This window comes from Rhodocyclus purpureus, assembly GCF_016653115.1.
GTDB lineage: Bacteria > Pseudomonadota > Gammaproteobacteria > Burkholderiales > Rhodocyclaceae > Rhodocyclus > Rhodocyclus purpureus.
This window is the reverse complement of record NZ_NHRX01000056.1, coordinates 1-17,961: the sequence shown is the minus strand read 5'-3', so window position 1 is coordinate 17,961 and position 17,961 is coordinate 1. Positions and strand designations below refer to the sequence as shown.

Annotated in this window: 19 protein-coding genes; 9 read left to right on the top strand and 10 right to left on the bottom strand. The window is 66.3% G+C overall.

Features of this window, described 5'->3' with window-relative positions; all coding sequences use genetic code 11:
- Positions 1-5: 5 nt before the first annotated feature.
- The gene (locus tag CCR84_RS11115; RefSeq protein ID WP_338052601.1) at positions 6-380 is read right to left on the bottom strand and encodes a phenol hydroxylase subunit; all 375 of its coding nucleotides are present in this window, start codon (positions 378-380) and stop codon (positions 6-8) included.
- Positions 381-589: 209 nt separating this feature from the next.
- On the opposite strand from CCR84_RS11115, the gene CCR84_RS11110 reads away from it, so the two are divergent.
- On the top strand, positions 590-2,278 hold the full coding sequence (locus tag CCR84_RS11110) for a sigma-54-dependent Fis family transcriptional regulator (RefSeq protein ID WP_201212240.1): 1,689 nt from the start codon (positions 590-592) through the stop codon (positions 2,276-2,278).
- 17 nt (positions 2,279-2,295) lie between these two features.
- On the opposite strand, the gene CCR84_RS11105 is transcribed toward CCR84_RS11110, so the two are convergent.
- Positions 2,296-2,835: an antibiotic biosynthesis monooxygenase gene (locus tag CCR84_RS11105; protein ID WP_201212238.1), complete on the bottom strand. Its 540-nt coding sequence runs from the start codon at positions 2,833-2,835 to the stop codon at positions 2,296-2,298.
- Between the two features lie 150 nt (positions 2,836-2,985).
- On the opposite strand from CCR84_RS11105, the gene CCR84_RS11100 reads away from it, so the two are divergent.
- From CCR84_RS11100 to dmpG, 4 genes are all read left to right on the top strand, one after another.
- Positions 2,986-3,411, top strand: a complete 426-nt coding sequence (locus tag CCR84_RS11100) for a GlcG/HbpS family heme-binding protein (RefSeq protein WP_201212236.1) — start codon at positions 2,986-2,988, stop codon at positions 3,409-3,411.
- Positions 3,412-3,460: 49 nt separating this feature from the next.
- Positions 3,461-4,285: an alpha/beta fold hydrolase gene (locus tag CCR84_RS11095; protein WP_201212234.1), complete on the top strand. Its 825-nt coding sequence runs from the start codon at positions 3,461-3,463 to the stop codon at positions 4,283-4,285.
- A gap of 165 nt (positions 4,286-4,450) precedes the next feature.
- Entirely contained in the window at positions 4,451-5,353 is a 903-nt protein-coding gene (locus CCR84_RS11090) for an acetaldehyde dehydrogenase (acetylating) (protein ID WP_201212232.1), read from the top strand.
- A 10-nt stretch (positions 5,354-5,363) separates the two neighbouring features.
- Positions 5,364-6,392: a 4-hydroxy-2-oxovalerate aldolase gene (gene dmpG, locus CCR84_RS11085; RefSeq protein ID WP_201212230.1), complete on the top strand. Its 1,029-nt coding sequence runs from the start codon at positions 5,364-5,366 to the stop codon at positions 6,390-6,392.
- Positions 6,393-6,537: 145 nt separating this feature from the next.
- Here the strand turns inward: dmpG and CCR84_RS11080 are convergent, their stop codons facing one another.
- From CCR84_RS11080 to CCR84_RS11050, 7 genes are all read right to left on the bottom strand, one after another.
- Entirely contained in the window at positions 6,538-7,716 is a 1,179-nt protein-coding gene (locus CCR84_RS11080) for a phosphoglycerate kinase (RefSeq protein WP_201212228.1), read from the bottom strand.
- Positions 7,717-7,768: 52 nt separating this feature from the next.
- Complete coding sequence (locus CCR84_RS11075) at positions 7,769-8,074, bottom strand: HigA family addiction module antitoxin (protein WP_201212226.1); 306 nt, start codon at positions 8,072-8,074, stop codon at positions 7,769-7,771.
- Between the two features lie 10 nt (positions 8,075-8,084).
- Positions 8,085-8,363: a type II toxin-antitoxin system RelE/ParE family toxin gene (locus CCR84_RS11070; protein ID WP_201212224.1), complete on the bottom strand. Its 279-nt coding sequence runs from the start codon at positions 8,361-8,363 to the stop codon at positions 8,085-8,087.
- Positions 8,364-8,522: 159 nt separating this feature from the next.
- A complete protein-coding gene (gene gap / locus CCR84_RS11065) occupies positions 8,523-9,524 on the bottom strand; it encodes a type I glyceraldehyde-3-phosphate dehydrogenase (RefSeq protein ID WP_201212223.1) in 1,002 nt (333 codons plus the stop codon).
- Between the two features lie 89 nt (positions 9,525-9,613).
- Complete coding sequence (gene tkt, locus CCR84_RS11060; RefSeq protein WP_201212221.1) at positions 9,614-11,599, bottom strand: transketolase; 1,986 nt, start codon at positions 11,597-11,599, stop codon at positions 9,614-9,616.
- 235 nt (positions 11,600-11,834) lie between these two features.
- Positions 11,835-12,839 (bottom strand): class 1 fructose-bisphosphatase, encoded by a 1,005-nt coding sequence (locus tag CCR84_RS11055; RefSeq protein ID WP_201212219.1) that lies wholly within the window; start codon positions 12,837-12,839, stop codon positions 11,835-11,837.
- Between the two features lie 120 nt (positions 12,840-12,959).
- Positions 12,960-13,517, bottom strand: coding sequence for a thioredoxin family protein (locus CCR84_RS11050; RefSeq protein WP_201212217.1), 558 nt, complete (start codon positions 13,515-13,517; stop codon positions 12,960-12,962).
- Between the two features lie 118 nt (positions 13,518-13,635).
- On the opposite strand from CCR84_RS11050, the gene CCR84_RS11045 reads away from it, so the two are divergent.
- The 4 genes from CCR84_RS11045 (at position 13,636) to CCR84_RS11030 (ending at position 17,662) form a co-directional block, all read left to right on the top strand.
- Positions 13,636-14,397, top strand: coding sequence for a 16S rRNA (uracil(1498)-N(3))-methyltransferase (locus CCR84_RS11045; protein ID WP_201212215.1), 762 nt, complete (start codon positions 13,636-13,638; stop codon positions 14,395-14,397).
- A gap of 4 nt (positions 14,398-14,401) precedes the next feature.
- A complete protein-coding gene (gene pap / locus CCR84_RS11040) occupies positions 14,402-15,997 on the top strand; it encodes a polyphosphate:AMP phosphotransferase (protein WP_201212213.1) in 1,596 nt (531 codons plus the stop codon).
- Between the two features lie 7 nt (positions 15,998-16,004).
- Positions 16,005-17,324: an amino-acid N-acetyltransferase gene (gene argA, locus CCR84_RS11035; RefSeq protein WP_201212211.1), complete on the top strand. Its 1,320-nt coding sequence runs from the start codon at positions 16,005-16,007 to the stop codon at positions 17,322-17,324.
- A gap of 65 nt (positions 17,325-17,389) precedes the next feature.
- Positions 17,390-17,662, top strand: a complete 273-nt coding sequence (locus CCR84_RS11030) for an oxidative damage protection protein (protein ID WP_201212209.1) — start codon at positions 17,390-17,392, stop codon at positions 17,660-17,662.
- A 50-nt stretch (positions 17,663-17,712) separates the two neighbouring features.
- On the opposite strand, the gene CCR84_RS11025 is transcribed toward CCR84_RS11030, so the two are convergent.
- Positions 17,713-17,961, bottom strand: a 249-nt coding sequence (locus CCR84_RS11025; protein WP_207186277.1) for a hypothetical protein, incomplete at its 5' end; no start/stop codon positions are given.

Genomic DNA, 17,961 nt, shown 5'->3' with positions numbered 1-17,961 from the left:
GGGGCTTACTTGGCGGCATCCTCGATATCGCGCAGCGATGCCTGGTTGAGTCTGGCCACCCAGTCCACCGCCTCGCCTGATGCCGGTTCGAGGAGGATGACTTCGTTGGCCAGGCAGAACTCGTGGAAGGCCGTTTCCGGCAACATCAACTCGACGGCGAGCGCAGGCTCGCCGATCGAGAATTCGAACTCGACGAAGCCGTCGTCGCGCCGCTTGCAGACGCGGACGTAGCGACGCGCGGGGTCGAAGTTCGTTTGCGGTTCCAGCGCTTCCTGTTTTTTCATGCTCGTCTCCATCATCTTCTGAGAAGTGGGTCTGTGCTGCCCATCTCCCATAAACAGGAAGCGTGCCAGCGCAGGCAAGTCGATGATTTCGCTCATAAGCTTGGAAGAAAACCGGATAAGCCCCGTAACAGCTTGTTACGATTTGATCAAACGGAGGGCTTGCGTCTTGAGCTTTTCATCAACCCGGCGATGAGCGGAGCGTCGGTGGACTGTCGCTGCCGCGCCAGCGGCGCTAATATTTGTATACAAGAGGCCGATCCGGCCCGGTTTCGCCTCGGGGCAGCCCGGGGCTCGGAGTGAGACAAATGGCAAGACTTGCTTATCCTGAAGCCAGCGATCTGCGGGAACTGGTTCGTTTCTCCGAACGTGAGGGCAGCATCTGGATGGGCGAGAATCGCATGATCCTGATGCACGTCGCCGCGCTCGGCGCGCTGCGCAAGGATCTGATCGCTGCGCTCGGCACCGAGCAGGCACGCCGTATCATGACGCGGATGGGCTACGCCTCGGGAGTGCGCGACGGCGAACTCGCGCAACGGATCCGCGGCGAGCGCAGCGTGCAGGATGCCTTCCTGACCGGTCCGCAATTGCACATGCTTGAGGGGCTGGTCCGCGTCAAGCCGGTCTCGCTGGAGCTCGACGTCGAGCAGGGCAAGTTCTACGGCGAATTCATCTGGGAGAACGCCTGGGAGGAGGACGTGCATCACCCCGGCGACCCGGGGGACGACGGCGGGCCGATCTGCTGGTCGCTGATCGGCTATGCCTCGGGCTACACCTCGACCTTCATGGGGCGCTTCATCCTGTTCAAGGAAGTCGAGTGCCTGGCCTGTGGTCACAATGCCTGCCGCATCGTCGGCAAGCCGCTCGAAGAGTGGGAGGACGCTGCCGACTACGTCCATTACTTCTCCGAAGGTGCGGTGATCAACCGCCTGCTCGAAATGCGCAGCCAGATCGATTACCTGCGCTCCAGCCTGCTCGAGCGCTGCCAGAAGTGGCAGCTGGTCGGCAGCTCCTTCGCCTTCGGCCACGCGATCGACCTCGTCTCGCGCGCCTCGGCGACGCAGGTGACCGTGCTCCTGCTCGGTGAAACCGGGGTCGGCAAGGAGCGCTTCGCGCGCCTGCTGCACCAGGAGAGCAAGCGCCGCGACGGCCCCTTCGTCGCCATCAATTGCGCAGCGATGCCGAGCGAGCTGATCGAATCGGAACTTTTCGGCGTCGAGAAGGGCGCCTTCACGGGCGCCAACGCCTCGCGCATGGGCAAGTTCGAGCGCGCCGACGGCGGCACGCTGTTCCTCGACGAAGTCGGCGAACTGCCGCTGGCGGCGCAGGCCAAGCTCCTGCGCGTGGTGCAGGAGGGCGAGGTCGAGCGTATCGGCGACGATCGCTCGCGCAAGGTCAATGTCCGCCTGGTTGCCGCCACCAACGTCGATCTGGAGCAGGCGGTCAAGGATGGACGCTTCCGCGCCGACCTCTATTACCGCCTCAACGTCTACCCGGTGCGCATCCCGCCCTTGCGCGAGCGCCTCGCCGACATCCCGTCGCTGGTCGAGGACATGCTCGAACGCTTCTGCATCAAGTACGAGAAGCGGCTGCAGGGGATCAGCGACCTCGCGCTACAGGCGCTCAAGCGCCATCCCTGGCCGGGCAACATCCGCGAGTTGCAGAACACGATCGAGCGCGGCGTGATCCTGGCGCCGGCGGGAGGCTGGATCGAAGTCAGTCACCTGTCGTCGATGCTCGGTGAAGCCGCCGACGGCGAGAGCGCGATCGCCGCTTCCGGCAGCCTGCAGCCGAAGTCGGCCATGGCGCAGGCATCGCCTTCGTTGCTCGACGACATCATGGCCTCGGGCATCTCGCTCGACGAGCTCGAGAAGCGGCTGCTCGACGCCGCGGTCAGCCGTTCTTCCGGCAACCTCGCCGCAGCCGCGCGCCTGCTCGGCATCACCCGTCCGCAGTTGCAATACCGGCTGAAGAAGCGCGAGGGCGAGCCGGCCTGAGGGTCGCCGTCAGCGCCTCAGCGGCGCAGCCACCAGCCCATCCAGCGCGTCAGGCGCGGCATGATCACGTAGGACATCAGCAGCGCGACCAGCGCCGTGATCACCGCCACGCGCGGCAGGAAGGGCAGGACTTCGAGGTGCGGCGCGACGAAGTAGAGCAGCAGCGCCACGGTCGGGAAGATGCCCATCCAGCTCACCGCCGTCATCCGCCAGCGTGGCGGTGGCTTGCTGACCGTCCCCGCCGTCGGCGGGAACCAGGCGTCGAGTCCGTTGAGCACGCGGTATTCGGGGTCACCTTCGGCCACCGACGTGAGCTTTTCGAGCCAGGCCAGCCGCTCGGCCGAGTTGTTCCAGTGTTCGAGGTCCTGCTCGGTGGAGAAACGCTGGATGATCTGGTACTCGCCCCCTTCGACCTCGGGCCGGATCAGGTCCGCCGACAGGTAGCCGGGAAACTTGCGCGCGTCTTCGAACATCGCGCGGATCAGCGCCTCGTAGGCCGGGGCGCAGCCCGGCCGGGCGCGCCGGCGTACTGCGCGATAAACCGTGCTTGCAGTCATCTTCTTTCTCCTGTGTTCTGCCCCATAATATACACAGCTTTTCCTGCGCGTCTGGCGTCTCGGCGCGGGAACTAACGGGGGGCTTTGCTGCCTATGGCACTCTGCCGCGGTGCACACGCGCACGGCGGCTTTTCAAGGGGAATATCGAGCATGCAGATCGAATCCGCAATCAAGGGCATCACCAGCGCGGCAGCCAACGCCGCGGTCGCCGCGGCCGTCGCGTACGCGGAAAAGAACGGCTGGAAGATCAACGTCGCTGTCGTCGACCGCGGCGGCAACCTGATGGCCTTCCTGCGCATGCCCGGTGCCTTCATCCACTCGATCGACCTGGCCATCGACAAGGCCTACACCTCGGCCAGTTTCGGCTTCCCGACCAAGGCCTGGATGGGCGCCATCGGCCACGACGACGGGATGAAGTTCGGCTTCTCCAACCAGCCGCGCCTGATCGTCTTCGGCGGCGGCTTGCCGATCACGGTCGGTGACGACTGGATCGGCGGCATCGGTGTCTCCGGCGCTTCCGAAGCAGAGGACGAGGAATGCGCGCGCGCCGGCCTCGCCGCGATCGGTCTGGCCTGAGCGTGCCGCCGATCCTGAACGATTCCATCGACAGACCCTGAGCACGAGCATGAGCACAACGAGCCCCGAAGTCGCCAACAGCATCGTCGCGGGTGGCGTCCGCACCAACTATCACGATCTCGGCAGCGGCTTCCCGGTGCTGATGATCCACGGTTCCGGCCCCGGCGTTTCGGCCTGGGCCAACTGGCGGCTGGTGATGCCGGAACTGGCGAAGCGTGCGCGCGTGATCGCCCCCGACATGGCCGGCTTCGGCTTCAGCGAGCGCCGTGACGACTTCAAGTACGACATGGACCTGTGGGTCGGCCAGGCGGTCGGCCTGCTCGACGCGCTCGGCATCGCGCAGGCCGACGTCGTCGGTAACTCCTTCGGCGGCGCGCTGGCGCTTGCACTCGCCATCCGTCACCCGCAGCGCGTGCGCCGTCTGGTGCTGATGGGCAGCGTGGGCGTTCCCTTCCCGATCACCGAGGGGCTCGATGCGGTCTGGGGCTACACGCCCTCGTTCGAGAACATGCGCCGCATCATGGACTACTTCGCCTTCGACCGCAGCCTGGTGAACGACGAGGTCGCCAAGCTGCGCTACGCGGCGAGCATCCAGCCCGGCTTCCAGGAGTCCTTCGCGGCGATGTTCCCGGCGCCACGGCAGCGCTGGGTCGACGCGATGACGAGCCGCGAGGAGGACATCCGCGCGCTGCCGCACGAGACCCTGATCATCCACGGTCGCGAGGACCAGGTGATCCCGTTGTCCACCTCGCTGACCCTCGCGCAGTGGATCGATCGCGCCCAGCTGCACGTCTTCGGACGTTGCGGGCACTGGACGCAGATCGAGCACGCGGGCCGCTTCGCGCGCCTGGTCGGCGACTTCCTCGCTGAATGATTTTACGTATTACATGCATGGCGGTGCGCGGCGGCGGCGATCCCTGTCCCGCGCGACCTCAAGGGCGGGCTGCTCCAGCAGGGCAGCCTCGCCACCCGGCGTTACAAGCACGGCGCCACTGACAGCCTTCCCATTCGCTTCATCTGAACTTTCTCCGGAAAAATCATGACTCAGAAAATCAAGTGTGCGCTGATCGGGCCGGGCAACATCGGCACCGACCTGCTCTACAAACTGCAGCGCAGCCCGGTGCTCGAACCCGTCTGGATGGTCGGTATCGACCCGACCTCCGAAGGCCTGAAGCGCGCCCAGGACATGGGCCTCAAGATCACCGCCGACGGCGTCGACGGTCTCCTGCCGCACGTCAAGGCCGACAACATCCAGATCGCCTTCGACGCGACCTCGGCCTACGTCCATGCCGAGAACTCGCGCAAGCTGAACGAACTCGGCGTGCTGATGATCGACCTGACGCCGGCGGCGATCGGCCCCTTCTGCGTGCCGCCGGTCAACCTCGTGCAGCACGTCGGCCAGGGCGAGATGAACGTGAATATGGTCACCTGCGGTGGCCAGGCGACGATCCCGATGGTCGCCGCCATCTCGCGCGTGCAGCCCGTCGAGTACGGCGAGATCGTCGCCACGATCTCTTCGAAGTCGGCCGGTCCCGGAACGCGCAAGAACATCGACGAATTCACGCGCACCACCTCCGGCGCGATCGAGAAGGTCGGCGGCGCCAAGCGCGGCAAGGCGATCATCATCATCAACCCGGCCGAGCCGCCGCTGATCATGCGCGATACCGTGCATTGCCTGGTCGAGGGAGAGCCGAAGCAGCAGGAGATCATCGACTCGGTGCACGCGATGGTCGCGGAAGTGCAGAAGTACGTTCCCGGCTACCGGCTGGTGAACGGCCCCGTGTTCGACGGCAACCGCGTTTCCGTCTTCCTCGAAGTGAAGGGCCTCGGCGACTTCCTGCCGACCTACGCCGGCAACCTCGACATCATGACCGCCGCCGCGGCGCGCACCGCCGAAATGTTCGCCGAAGAGATCCTCAAAGGCACCCTGACGCTTCAGTAAGGAAAAGACCATGAATTTGCGCGGCAAGAAAATCACCGTCCACGACATGACCCTGCGGGACGGCATGCACCCCAAGCGCCACCTGATGACGCTCGAACAGATGAAGAGCATCGCTACCGGCCTCGATGAAGCCGGCGTGCCGCTGATCGAGGTCACCCACGGCGACGGCCTCGGCGGCTCCTCGGTCAACTACGGCTTCCCGGCGCACAGCGACGAGGAATACCTGTCGACCGTCATCCCGCTGATGAAGCAGGCGAAGATCTCGGCGCTGCTGCTGCCGGGGATCGGTACCGTCGATCACCTGAAGATGGCGCACGAACTCGGCGTCAATACCATCCGCGTCGCCACGCACTGTACCGAGGCCGACGTCTCCGAACAGCACATCAAGTTCGCGCGCAAGCTGGAGATGGATACCGTCGGCTTTCTGATGATGAGCCACATGGCCAGCCCCGAGATGCTGGTCAGCCAGGCCAGGCTGATGGAAGGCTACGGCGCCAACTGCATCTACGTCACCGACTCGGCCGGCCACATGCTGCCCGCCGACGTGAAGCTGAAGCTCGGCACCGTGCGCGACGCCTTGAAGCCCGAGACCGAACTCGGCTTCCACGGCCACCACAACCTGGCGATGGGCGTCGCCAACTCGATCGCCGCCGTCGAAGTCGGCGCGACGCGCATCGACGCGGCCGCTGCCGGCCTCGGCGCCGGTGCCGGCAACACGCCGATGGAAGTGTTCGTCACCGTCTGCGCGATGATGGGCATCGAGACCGGCGTCGATGTCGCGAAGATCCAGGACGTCGCCGAGGACCTGGTCGTGCCGATCATGGATCACCCGATCCGCGTCGACCGCGACTCGCTGACGCTCGGCTACGCCGGCGTGTACTCGTCCTTCCTGCTCTTCGCCAAGCGCGCCGAGAAGAAGTACGGCATCAGCGCGCGCGAGATCCTGCTCGAACTCGGTCGCCGCGGCATGGTTGGCGGTCAGGAAGACATGATCGAGGATACCGCGCTGACGCTGGCGCGCGAGCGCGGCCTGATCTGAGCCGGGACTGCGGCTTGGGAGGTCCCCGATTCGGGCCTCCCTGCCCTCCCACACACGTTGGCCGTGGGCTTCGGGGGTGGGAGCGGCGTAAGCCGCGAATAGGGAATACCGGCAAGGGGGACGGACAGCCGTCCCCCTTCTCCGTTTACGCGCGCTGTTCGAGCGCAGCGACTGCCGGCAGGGTCTTGCCTTCGAGGAATTCCAGGAAGGCGCCGCCGCCGGTCGAGATGTAGCCGATCTTGTCGGCGATGTCGTACTTGGCGATCGCCGCCAGCGTGTCGCCGCCGCCGGCGATCGAGAAGCCGTTCGATTCGGCGATGGCGTTGGCCAGCGTGCGCGTTCCCTGGCCGAATTGCTCGAATTCGAAGACGCCGACCGGGCCGTTCCAGACGATGGTGCCGGCCTTCTTCAGCTGCTCGGCGAGCGCGGCGGCGGTCTTCGGGCCGATGTCGAGGATCAGGTCGTCGTCGGCGACGTCGGCGACGTCCTTGACCGTCGCTGCGGCGTTCGGCGAGAACTCCTTGGCGCAGACGACATCGACCGGGACCGGGATCGACGCGCCGCGTGCGGCCATCTTCTCCTGCAGGCGGCGCGCGTCCTCGACGAGGTCCGGTTCGGCCAGCGACTTGCCGATCTTCTTGCCGGCGACGAGCAGGAAGGTGTTGGCGATGCCGCCACCGACGATCAGCTGGTCGACCTTGTCGGCGAGGCTGTCGAGGATGGTCAGCTTGGTCGACACCTTCGAGCCGGCGACGATCGCCACTAGCGGGCGTGCCGGCGCCAGCAGCGCCTTGCCCAGCGCTTCGAGTTCGGCGGCCAGGAGCGGACCGGCGCAGGCGACCGGTGCGGCGAGCGCGAGGCCGTGCGTCGTCGCCTCGGCGCGGTGCGCGGTGCCGAAGGCGTCGTTGCAGTAGACGTCGCACAGGGCCGCCATCTTCTTCGACAGTTCCTCGCTGTTCTTCTTCTCCCCCTTGTTGCCGCGGCAGTTCTCGAGCAGCACGACTTCGCCCGGAGCGACGCTGAAGCCGCCGTCGACCCAGTTCTCGATCAGGCGGACGGGCTGGCCGAGCAGTTCGCCGATGCGCACGGCGATCGGCGCCATCGAGTCTTCGGCGGTCAGCGCGCCTTCGGTCGGGCGGCCGAGGTGCGAGGTGACCATCACCGCCGCGCCGCGTTCGAGCGCGAGCTTGATGCCGGCGAGCGAGGCGCGGATGCGCGTGTCGTCGGTGATCGCGCCGCTGTCGTCCTGCGGCACGTTGAGGTCGGCGCGGATGAAGACGCGCTTGCCGGCGAGATCGAGATCGGAGAGACGTTTGAAGTTCATGGTCATGAGTTTCCTTGATGGGTGAAAATGGCAGAGGGCTGGAGAAGGGGTCCTAAGTGTGCGCTGGCTGCGCGTGTGCCGGCGCGACCTTGGGTAACTTGTCGCTCTGGCGCGCCTGCCAGAGATCGTGCGCCAACTGCATGCGCAACCATACGTCTGCGGGTGGATTGGGCAGCCACTGTTCGAGACGCAAGGCGAGGTCGGCAGAGATCGGCGCGCGTCCGTTCAGGACGCGGGACAGTTGCACCCTGGAGACTCCGAGTTGTCGAGCTGCCTCGGAAACGCTCAAGCCCATCTCCGGCAGGATATCTTCGCGGAGGGTGTCACCGGGATGCGGCGGGTTGAACATCTGAGCCATGCGGGCCTCCTCAGTGGTAGTCCTGATAATCGACAAGAACAGCGTCTTCGCCAACGAAGGTGAAGGTCAGGCGCCAGTTGCCACTGACCCGGACGGACCAATGGCCAGCCAAATCGCCGGACAGTGCGTGCAGCTTCCAGCCTGGGACATCCATGTGCTCGGGGCGGGTCACTTCGTTCAACTGACTCAACTGGCGCGCCAGTCTGTTGGCGTGGGCTGCCTGGATGCCCGCCTTGCTTCCCGACCTGAAGAAGGTTTCGATTCCCTTGTGGCGAAAGCTCTTGATCACGGTTGTATCTTAGTTTGTTACAGTCTGGCGGGCAAGCGAAAAGTAGGATATTACCCGCATGGAGTAGAAGCCGGTAGAACGACGTCTTGTCTAAATGGCAAGCACGCAATCTTCAAGGCGAAAAAAAGGGGCGCCGCAGCGCCCCTTTTTCCAGCAACTTTACTTGGAAATGACGCGGACCATCTCCAGGACCTTGCACGAGTAGCCCCACTCGTTGTCGTACCAGGCGACGACCTTGACGAAGGTGGAGTCGAGCGCGATGCCGGCTTCGGCGTCGAAGACCGAGGTGCAGGACTCGTCGCGGAAGTCCGTGGAGACGACCTTCTCGGTGGTGTAGCCGAGAACGCCCTTCATCGGGCCTTCCGAGGCGGCCTTCATCGCCGCGCAGATGTCGGCGTAGGAGGCTTCCTTGTTCAGCTCGACGGTCAGGTCGACGACCGAGACGTCGGAGGTCGGCACGCGGAACGACATGCCGGTCAGCTTCTTGTTGAGTTCCGGGATGACCACGCCGACGGCCTTGGCGGCGCCGGTCGAGGACGGGATGATGTTCTCGAGGATGCCGCGGCCACCGCGCCAGTCCTTGTTCGACGGGCCGTCGACGGTCTTCTGCGTCGCCGTCGCCGCATGCACCGTGGTCATCAGGCCGCGCTTGATGCCGAAGTTGTCGTTCAGCACCTTGGCCACCGGGGCCAGGCAGTTGGTCGTGCACGAGGCGTTGGAGACGATCGTCTGGCCGGCGTAGGTGCTGTCGTTCACGCCATAGACGAACATCGGCGTGTCGTCCTTCGACGGAGCCGACATGATGACCTTCTTGGCGCCGGCAGCGATGTGCTTGGCAGCGCTTTCCTTGGTCAGGAAGAGACCGGTCGATTCGACGACGACGTCGGCGCCGACCTCGTCCCACTTCAGTTCGGCCGGATCCTTGACCGCGGTCAGGCGGATGGTCTTGCCGTTGACGATCAGGTTGTTGCCGTCGACCGCGACCTCGCCCTTGAAGCGGCCATGGACCGAGTCGTACTTCAGCATGTAGGCGAGGTAGTCGGGTTCGAGCAGGTCGTTGATGCCGACGATCTCGATGTCCTCGGCGAAGTCTTGGACTGCAGCGCGGAAAACCATGCGACCGATACGGCCGAAACCGTTGATGCCGACTTTGATAGCCATTTTGTTCTTGCTCCAGGAGTGAGAGGAATGAAACGATGAATCGGGCAGGCTGCAGCACGGCCCGCGTACGCGCGGGCCGTCGCCGGAGCCTAGAGGACTGCCTTGACGCAGGCGGCGACGTTTGCCACCGTGAAACCGAAGTGCTCGAACAGGCGTCCGGCCGGCGCCGACTCGCCGAAGCGGGTCATGCCGACGACGGCGCCTTCGAGACCGACGTACTTCCACCAGAAGTCGGCGATGCCGGCTTCGACGGCGACGCGCGGCAGGCCCTTCGGCAGCACTGCCGTCCGCCATGCGGCGTCCTGGCGGTCGAAGGCGCTGGTGCAGGGCATCGACACGACGCGCACGCGCACGCCTTCGGCGGCGAGCGCCTTCTGCGCGTCGAGCGCGAGCTTCACTTCCGAGCCGGTGGCGATCAGCACGGCCTGTGCGTCCGCGCAGTCGGAAAGGACGTAGCCGCCGCGCGCGATCGTCTCGCCGTCGATGCCGGCGGTGACCGTCGGCAGGTTCTGCCGCGACAGCGCGAGGACCGAGGGGCCGTCGTTGCGTTCGATGCCGGCGATCCACGCCACCATCGTCTCGGTCGCGTCGGCCGGACGCCAGACATCGACGTTGGGGATCAGGCGCAGCGAAGCGACGTGTTCGACCGGCTGGTGCGTCGGTCCGTCTTCGCCGAGCCCGATCGAATCGTGCGTATAGACCATCAGCTGGCGCTGCTTCATCAGCGCCGCCATGCGGATCGCGTTGCGTGCGTAGTCGGAGAAGACGAGGAAGGTCGCGGTGAACGGGATCAGGCCGCCGTGCAGGCCGAGGCCGTTGGCGATCGCGGTCATGCCGAACTCGCGCACGCCGTAGTAGATGTAGTTGCCGCCCGTTTGCGGGCCGACGCCCTGTGCCTGCTTCCACAGCGTCAGGTTGGAGCCGGCCAGGTCGGCCGAGCCGCCGACCAGTTCGGGCAGGTGCGGCGCCAGCGCCTGGATCGCGTTCTGCGAGGCCTTGCGCGTGGCGATGTTCTCGGCCTTGCCGACGACGTGGGCGAGCGCTGCAGCCGCGGTTGCGCGCCAGTTGTCGGGGAGTTCGCCAGCCATGCGCCGCTTGAACTCGGCGGCGAGTGCCGGGAAGGCCGCTTCGTAGTCGGCGAAGCGCTTGTTCCAGTCGGCTTCGATGGCTTCGCCCTTGGCGCGCGCGTTCCAGGTGTCGCGAACTTCGGCGGGAATCTCGAAGGGCGGGTGCTGCCAGCCGATGTGCGCGCGCGTCGCCGCGACTTCGGCGTCGCCGAGCGCGGCGCCATGCACGTCGTGCGTGCCGGCCTTGTTCGGCGAGCCGAGACCGATCACCGTCTTGCAGCAGATCAGCGTCGGCTTGTGCTTCTCGGCGCGCGCGGCGAGCAGGGCGGCTTCGACGGCGGCCGGGTCGTGCCCGTCGACGTTCGCAATCACCTGCCAGCCGTAGGCAGCGAAGCGGCCCGGCGTGTCGTCGGTGAACCAGCCTTCGACATGGCCGTCGATCGAGATGCCGTTGTCGTCGTAGAAGACGATCAGCTTGCCCAGGCCGAGCGTTCCGGCGAGCGAGCAGGCCTCGTGGCTGACGCCTTCCATCAGGCAGCCGTCGCCGAGGAAGACGTAGGTGTGGTGGTCGACGATCTCGTGGCCGTGGCGGTTGAACTCGGCGGCCAGCATCGTCTCGGCGATGGCCATGCCGACGGCGTTGGCGATGCCCTGGCCGAGCGGGCCGGTGGTCGTCTCGACGCCAGGCGTGTGGCCCACTTCCGGGTGGCCGGCCGTGCGCGATCCGAACTGGCGGAAGTTCTTCAGGTCGTCGATCGAAACGTCGTAGCCGGTCAGGTGCAGCAACGCGTAGAGCAGCATCGAGCCGTGGCCGTTGGAGAGGACGAAGCGGTCACGGTCGGCCCAGTGCGGGTTGGCCGGGTTGTGGCGCAGGTGGCGGCGCCACAGCACTTCGGCGATCTCGGCCATGCCCATCGGCATGCCGGGGTGTCCCGAGTTGGCTTTCTGGACTGCGTCGATGGCGAGGGCGCGCAGGGCGCCGGTCAGGGGAGTGAAGGCGACAGTCACGTTGGTTTGCCGATCCTAAAGAGTGGGGAAAAGGTATTGCATACAGCAAGACAGGAAATTATCTGTCACTGAGGGGCGATTATCAACCGAGCGGCAGCGCGCCGCTCCGCCGCAGCCTTTCGTGGGAGCGGCGGCAGCCGCGAATTGTGGCCGGAAGGCGATGCCTTTCGGCAAGCGGGCAGGGGGGCTTTCGCGACCGTATTCGCGCCGAGAAGATTCTCCGCCCGGATTTTCCTCACGCTTCGCGGTAATACTCGGCGACCTTCGCGACCTCGTTCTTCGCGCCGAGGACCACCGGGACGCGCTGGTGCAAGCTGGTCGGTTGCAGGTCGAGGATGCGCTCGGTGCCCGTGGTGGCCGCGCCGCCGGCCTGCTCGACGATGAAGGCCATCGGGTTGGCCTCGTAGAGCAGGCGCAGCTTGCCGCCCTGCTTGGCGATGCGTGCGTCGATCGGGTAGATGAAGACGCCGCCGCGCGTCAGGATGCGATGCACGTCGGCGACCATCGACGCCACCCAGCGCATGTTGAAGTTCTTGCCGCGCGGGCCTTCGGCGCCGGCGAGCAGGTCGGCGACGTAGCGCTGCATCGGCGCTTCCCAGTGGCGCTGGTTCGACATGTTGATCGCGAACTCGCTGGCATCGGCGGGGATCGACAGGTTCTCGCTGGTGAGGACGAAGGAGCCCTGTTCGCGGTCGAGCGTGAAGATGGCGACGCCGTCGCCGAGCGTCAGCGCCAGCAGCGTCGTCGGCCCGTACACCGCGTAGCCGGCAGCGACCTGCTTGCTGCCCGGCTGCAGGAAGGCTTCCTCGGTCGGATCGACCGTGCCTTCCGGACAGCGCAGCACCGAGAAGATGGTGCCGACCGAGACATTGACGTCGATGTTCGACGAGCCGTCGAGCGGGTCGAACACGAGCAGGTACTCGCCCTTCGGGAAGCGGTTCGGGATCGGATGCGGGTGGTCCATTTCCTCGGAGGCCATCGCCGCTAGGTGGCCGCCCCACTCGTTGGCTTCGAGCAGGATTTCATTGGAGAGGACGTCGAGCTTCTTCTGCACCTCGCCCTGCACGTTCTCGCTGCCCGCCGAGCCGAGCACGCCGCCGAGTTCGCCCTTGCCGATGGCGATCGCGATGCGCTTGCAGGCACGGGCGACGACTTCGATCAGCAGGCGCAGGTCGGCGTCGATGCGTCCGTGCTCGCGTTGTTGTTCGATCAGGTAGCGGGAAAGCGATACTCGGGCCATACGGTTCTCCTGGCGGCAGACGGAAGGGAAATGGTGCATGTCATCGATCGCCTATTTTACCTCTGCGGCCGCGCCGCCTGTCATGCCGAGTGCGCCTGCATCGCGCGGAAAGCCGCACGGCTACGCTTGGTCGCGCCACTTGATCGAGCAGCCCATGCTCGGCACCTGCTCGCGCGGTCCGCGGCCGCTGGCGGCGATCTCGCGCATCGCCTCGAACAGTTCGCGGCGCGCATCCGGCGGCGCCGGCGCGCGCCCCGAGGCGTCGAGGCGGCCGCGGTACTGGAGTTCGAGGCTGGCGTTGAAGCCGAAGAAGTCGGGCGTGCACGCGGCGCCCCAGGCGCGCGCGACCGACTGGTCGGCGTCGTGGAGGTAGGGGAAGGGAAAGCCCTTCTCGCGTGCGAGCCGCTGCATGTTCTCGTACGAGTCTTCCGGGTAGGCGACGACATCGTTGCTGCTGATGGCGACGACGCCGACGCCGAGCGCCTGCAGTTCGCGCGCGTCGCGCAGGATGCGGTCGAGCACTGCCTTGACGTAGGGGCAGTGGTTGCAGATGAACATCACCAGCAGGCCGTTCGGCCCGGCGAGGTCGGCCAGCGAGTGTTTCTTGCCGGCGGTGTCGGGCAGGACGAAGTCCGGTGCTTTCCAGCCGAAGTCACAGATCGGGGCGGTGACGGCCATGTGCGAGTCTCCTCAAGAAGTCTGGATGATCGGCCCTGCCGGCACGATTTGATCGCGATGCCGCAGCAGTCCGGGGCGACGCCTATGCTCGACGCGGGCGATGCATGATAATACAGCGATGACTGCTCCCCGCTTCCACTGCCCGCTTCCGCTCGCTGCCGGAACCTCACTGCTGCTGCCCGAGGCCGCCGCGCGTCACGCGGTGCGCGCGCTGCGCCTGCGCGTCGGCGATCCGCTCACCCTGTTCGACGGCGGCGGTGGCGAATATCCTGCGCGCATCGTTACGGTCGAGCGCGAGCGGGTGCGGGTCGAACTCGGCGAGCACGTGCACCGCGAGTGCGAGTCGCCGCTGTCGGTGACCCTGGTGCAGGCGCTGCAGTCGGGCGACAAGATGGACCTCACGGTGCAGAAGGCGGTCGAACTCGGCGTTGCGGCGATCGTCCCGGTATCGTCGCGGCGCAGCGTCCTGCGCCTCGAAGGCGAGCGTGCTGCCCGCCGCGTCGAGCACTGGCGCGGCGTCGTCGCCGCCGCCTGCGAGCAGTGCGGGCGCAACCGACTGCCCGAAGTGCGGGCGATCGAGGGCCTCGAACGCTGGCTGGCGCAGCCAGCGGCGCCGTCAGGCGTGCGCCGCCTGCTGCTGGCGCCCGGCGCCGCACCGACCCTGGCCAGTCTGCCACGCCCGGCCGCCGGCGAACGCGTCGAACTCTTGATCGGCGCCGAGGGCGGGCTCGCGCCCGAGGAGATGCAGGCGGCGGCGCGCGCGGGCTTCACCGGCGTCAGCCTCGGCCCGCGCATCCTTCGCACCGAAACGGCGGGGCTGGCGGCACTGGCGGCGCTGCAGTGCCTGTGGGGCGATTGGTGTAGCTCCGGCGGAGGCTGAAACCATGTTCGAATCGGCAGAGCTCGGCCACCGGATCGACAAGGCGGTCTTCCGCGAGGAGGCACCGAAGCTGCGCGCAGCCCTGCTCGATGCGCAGTTCGAGCTGCGCGAGCAGGGCAGGTTCCCGGTCGTCATCCTGATCAGCGGGGTCGACGGCGGCGGCAAGGGCGAGACGATCAAGGTGCTCTACGAGTGGATGGACGCGCGTTACCTGTCCACGCTGGCCTTCTCGGCGCCGAGCGACGAGGAACGCGAGCGCCCCTACATGTGGCGCTACTGGCGCGCGCTGCCGCCCAGGGGGCGGACCGGAATCTTCGCCGGCTCCTGGTATTCCGATCCGATCCGCGATCACATCCTCGGCCACCTGGCCAAGGGGGACCTCGACCAGCGCATGGACCAGATCAACCGCTTCGAGGCGATGCTGGTGAACGAAGGCGCGCTGGTGCTCAAGTTCTGGTTCCACCTGTCGAAGGACGGGCAGAAGCAGCGCCTGAAGGCACTGGCGAAGGACCCGCATACCGCCTGGCGGGTGACCGGGGAGAGCTGGGAGCGGCTGAAGACCTACGACAAGCTGCAGGACGCCGCCGGCCACGTGCTGCGCATGACCAACACGCCGTGGGCGCCGTGGATCGTCGTCGAGGGTACCGACGACCGCTACCGCGCGCTGACCGTCGGCAAGGTCATCCTCGACGCGCTGCAGAAGCGCCTCGCCGACCCCGGCCTGCAGCATGTGCCGGTGGCACCGCCGCTGCCGCCGAAGATCGACCGGCTCGACGTGCTCTCCGCGCTCGATCTCGGGCAGAAGCTCGACCACGAGACCTACGAGGACGAGCTGGCGCAATGGCAGGGGCGGCTCGCCGAGCTGGTGCGTCATCCGGGATTCAGGAAGCGCTCGCTGATCGTCGCGCTCGAAGGCTGGGATGCGGCCGGCAAGGGGGGCGCCATCCGCCGCATCAGTGCAGCGCTCGACGCGCGCCAGTACCAGATCGTCCCGATCGCCGCGCCGACCGAGGAGGAGCGGGCGCAGCCCTACCTGTGGCGCTTCTGGCGGCACGTCCCGCGTGTCGGGCGGGTGGCGATCTTCGACCGCAGCTGGTACGGCCGCGTGCTGGTCGAGCGCGTCGAAGGCTATTGCGCCGAAGCCGACTGGCTGCGCGCCTACAGCGAGATCAACGACTTCGAGCACGAACTGGAGGAGTCCGGAGCGATCGTCGTCAAGTTCTGGCTGGAGATCAGCGACGGGGAACAGCTGCGGCGCTTCAAGGAACGCGAGCAGATCTCGTTCAAGCACTTCAAGATCACCGACGACGACTGGCGCAACCGCGCCCGGCGCCCGGAGTACCACAGCGCGATCTGCGACATGATCGACCGCACCAGCACCGGGCAGGCGCCCTGGGTCCTGGTCGAAGCCGAGGACAAGAATTTCGCACGCGTGAAGATCCTGCGCAACGTCTGTGAACGCCTGGAAAAGGCGCTCGGGATCGAGCCGGGCAGCAAGGCAGGGAAAGCCGAAAAGGTCGAAAAGGCCGAAAAGGCGCAGAAGACCGGGAAGTCCGGGAAAAAGTCGGCCAAGGCCGAGAAGCTCCAAGGGAAGGAATGAACGAGCCATGTCCGAAGAATTGAGTCCCGCCGACTTCGTCACCCTGTTCCGCTCGGTGGCGCCCTACGTCAACCTCTTCCGCGGCAAGACCTTCGTCATCGCTTTCGGCGGCAAGGCGATCGCCGGTCCGCTGGCGCGCACCCTCGCCTACGATGTGAACCTGCTCGCCGCGCTCGGCATCCGGCTGGTGCTGGCGCACGGTGCGCGGCCGCAGATCGAGGAGGAGTTGCGCGAGAAGGACCTGCCCTCGGCCTACCACGGCCGCTACCGGGTGACCGACGCCGCCACGCTCGACTGCGTGATCGACGCGGTCGGCAGCGTCGCGCTCGAGATCGAAGGGCTGCTGTCTCAGGGGCTGCCCGACACGCCGATGGCCAACAGCACGATCCGTGTCGTCGGCGGCAATTTCATCACCGCCAAACCGGTCGGCGTCCTCGACGGTGTCGACATGCAGTACGCCGGCCAGGTGCGCAAGGTCGACGCCGAGGGCATCCGTGCGCAACTCGGGATCGGCAACATCGTCCTGCTTTCCTGCCTCGGATCGAGCCCGACCGGCGAGATCTTCAACCTGGCGATGGAGGAAGTCGCCGAAGCGGCGGCGATCGCGCTCGGCGCCGACAAGCTCATCTACATGGCCGACAGCCGCGGTGCCACCGACATCGACGGCAGCCTGCTCGACGAGCTCACCAGCGATGCCGCCGAACGCCTGCTACGCATCGGCGACTGGCTGTCGAACGATCTCAAGCGCTACCTGCCCTGCGCGGTGCGTGCCTCGCGCTCCGGCGTCGGTCGCGTGCACCTGATCGGTTACGACGAGGACGGAACGCTCCTGCGCGAGCTGTTCTCGCGCAGCGGGGTCGGTACCGTCATCACCCGCGAGTCGCTCGACAAGTTGCGCGACGCGCGCCCCGACGACATCGGCGGCCTCGTCGCGCTGATCGAACCGCTGGAAGAGGAGGGCACGCTGGTGCGCCGTTCGCGCGAACTGCTCGAACGCGAGATCACGCAGTTCTCGGTGATCGAGCACGACGGCATGATCGTCGGCTGTGCCGCGCTCTACCCCTACAGCGAGTCGCAGGCCGAACTCGCCTGCCTCGCCGTGCATGCCGAATTCCGCCGCTGGGGTTACGGCGAAAAGCTGATGAAGCACATCGAGGCGCGCGCGCGCGCCGCCGGCGTGCGCCGCCTGTTCGTGCTCACCACCGTCACCGCGCACTGGTTCCGCGAGCGCGGCTTCGTCGAGGCCAAGGTCGCCGACCTGCCCTCGGAAAAGCGCCTCGTCTACAACCTGCAGCGCCGCTCCAAGGTGTTCATCAAGACCCTGTGATGGCGCCCGCGACGGCCGCGCTATAATCGGCGACCAACTTCAACCCCGATTGCGGAGCGAACTTCATGGCAAGAATGGTCAACTGCGTCAAACTCGGACGCGAGGCTGAAGGCCTCGCCGTGCCGCCCTATCCCGGCGAACTCGGCCGCCGCATCTTCGAGAACGTCTCGGCCGAAGCCTGGCAACAGTGGATTCGCCTGCAGACGATGATCATCAACGAGAACCGCCTGCAACTCGCCGACCCGGCGCACCGCAAGTACCTCGCCGAGCAGGTCGAGAAGCACTTCTTCGGCGGCGGCGCCGACAACGTCCAGGGCTACGTCCCGCCGCGCGGCTGAGCGCTCCCTGACGACCAGAACAAAGCCCCGGTTACCCGCGAGCCGTTTCCTTAATCTGTTGAAAAAGTGAGGTGCAGGGCGTAAACCAGGCTCTGTGCCTCATTCTTTTGGCGGGCCCCTTGGAAAAGATTTGCATCTTTTGAATTTTGAGTTGGTAAAACGGGTTCGTTAGGGAAGCACTGATTTAATCGAAACCAGCCGACGCCTGCCGTCGGCAGCCGCTCTTTGAGATAATGACGCCCTGCCTCACGCTCGTGACCGACCATGCAAGCCACCTTCTCCGAACTTGAGTACAGCGC

Bases quoted from the DNA above. Each gene is read 5' to 3' on its own strand.
- CCR84_RS11115 (WP_338052601.1), bottom strand. From the start codon at position 380: ATGAGCGAAATCATCGACTTGCCTGCGCTGGCACGCTTCCTGTTTATG.
- CCR84_RS11110 (WP_201212240.1), top strand. From the start codon at position 590: ATGGCAAGACTTGCTTATCCTGAAGCCAGCGATCTGCGGGAACTGGTT.
- CCR84_RS11105 (WP_201212238.1), bottom strand. From the start codon at position 2,835: ATGACTGCAAGCACGGTTTATCGCGCAGTACGCCGGCGCGCCCGGCCG.
- CCR84_RS11100 (WP_201212236.1), top strand. From the start codon at position 2,986: ATGCAGATCGAATCCGCAATCAAGGGCATCACCAGCGCGGCAGCCAAC.
- CCR84_RS11095 (WP_201212234.1), top strand. From the start codon at position 3,461: ATGAGCACAACGAGCCCCGAAGTCGCCAACAGCATCGTCGCGGGTGGC.
- CCR84_RS11090 (WP_201212232.1), top strand. From the start codon at position 4,451: ATGACTCAGAAAATCAAGTGTGCGCTGATCGGGCCGGGCAACATCGGC.
- dmpG (WP_201212230.1), top strand. From the start codon at position 5,364: ATGAATTTGCGCGGCAAGAAAATCACCGTCCACGACATGACCCTGCGG.
- CCR84_RS11080 (WP_201212228.1), bottom strand. From the start codon at position 7,716: ATGAACTTCAAACGTCTCTCCGATCTCGATCTCGCCGGCAAGCGCGTC.
- CCR84_RS11075 (WP_201212226.1), bottom strand. From the start codon at position 8,074: ATGGCTCAGATGTTCAACCCGCCGCATCCCGGTGACACCCTCCGCGAA.
- gap (WP_201212223.1), bottom strand. From the start codon at position 9,524: ATGGCTATCAAAGTCGGCATCAACGGTTTCGGCCGTATCGGTCGCATG.
- CCR84_RS11055 (WP_201212219.1), bottom strand. From the start codon at position 12,839: ATGGCCCGAGTATCGCTTTCCCGCTACCTGATCGAACAACAACGCGAG.
- CCR84_RS11050 (WP_201212217.1), bottom strand. From the start codon at position 13,517: ATGGCCGTCACCGCCCCGATCTGTGACTTCGGCTGGAAAGCACCGGAC.
- CCR84_RS11045 (WP_201212215.1), top strand. From the start codon at position 13,636: ATGACTGCTCCCCGCTTCCACTGCCCGCTTCCGCTCGCTGCCGGAACC.
- pap (WP_201212213.1), top strand. From the start codon at position 14,402: ATGTTCGAATCGGCAGAGCTCGGCCACCGGATCGACAAGGCGGTCTTC.
- argA (WP_201212211.1), top strand. From the start codon at position 16,005: ATGTCCGAAGAATTGAGTCCCGCCGACTTCGTCACCCTGTTCCGCTCG.
- CCR84_RS11030 (WP_201212209.1), top strand. From the start codon at position 17,390: ATGGCAAGAATGGTCAACTGCGTCAAACTCGGACGCGAGGCTGAAGGC.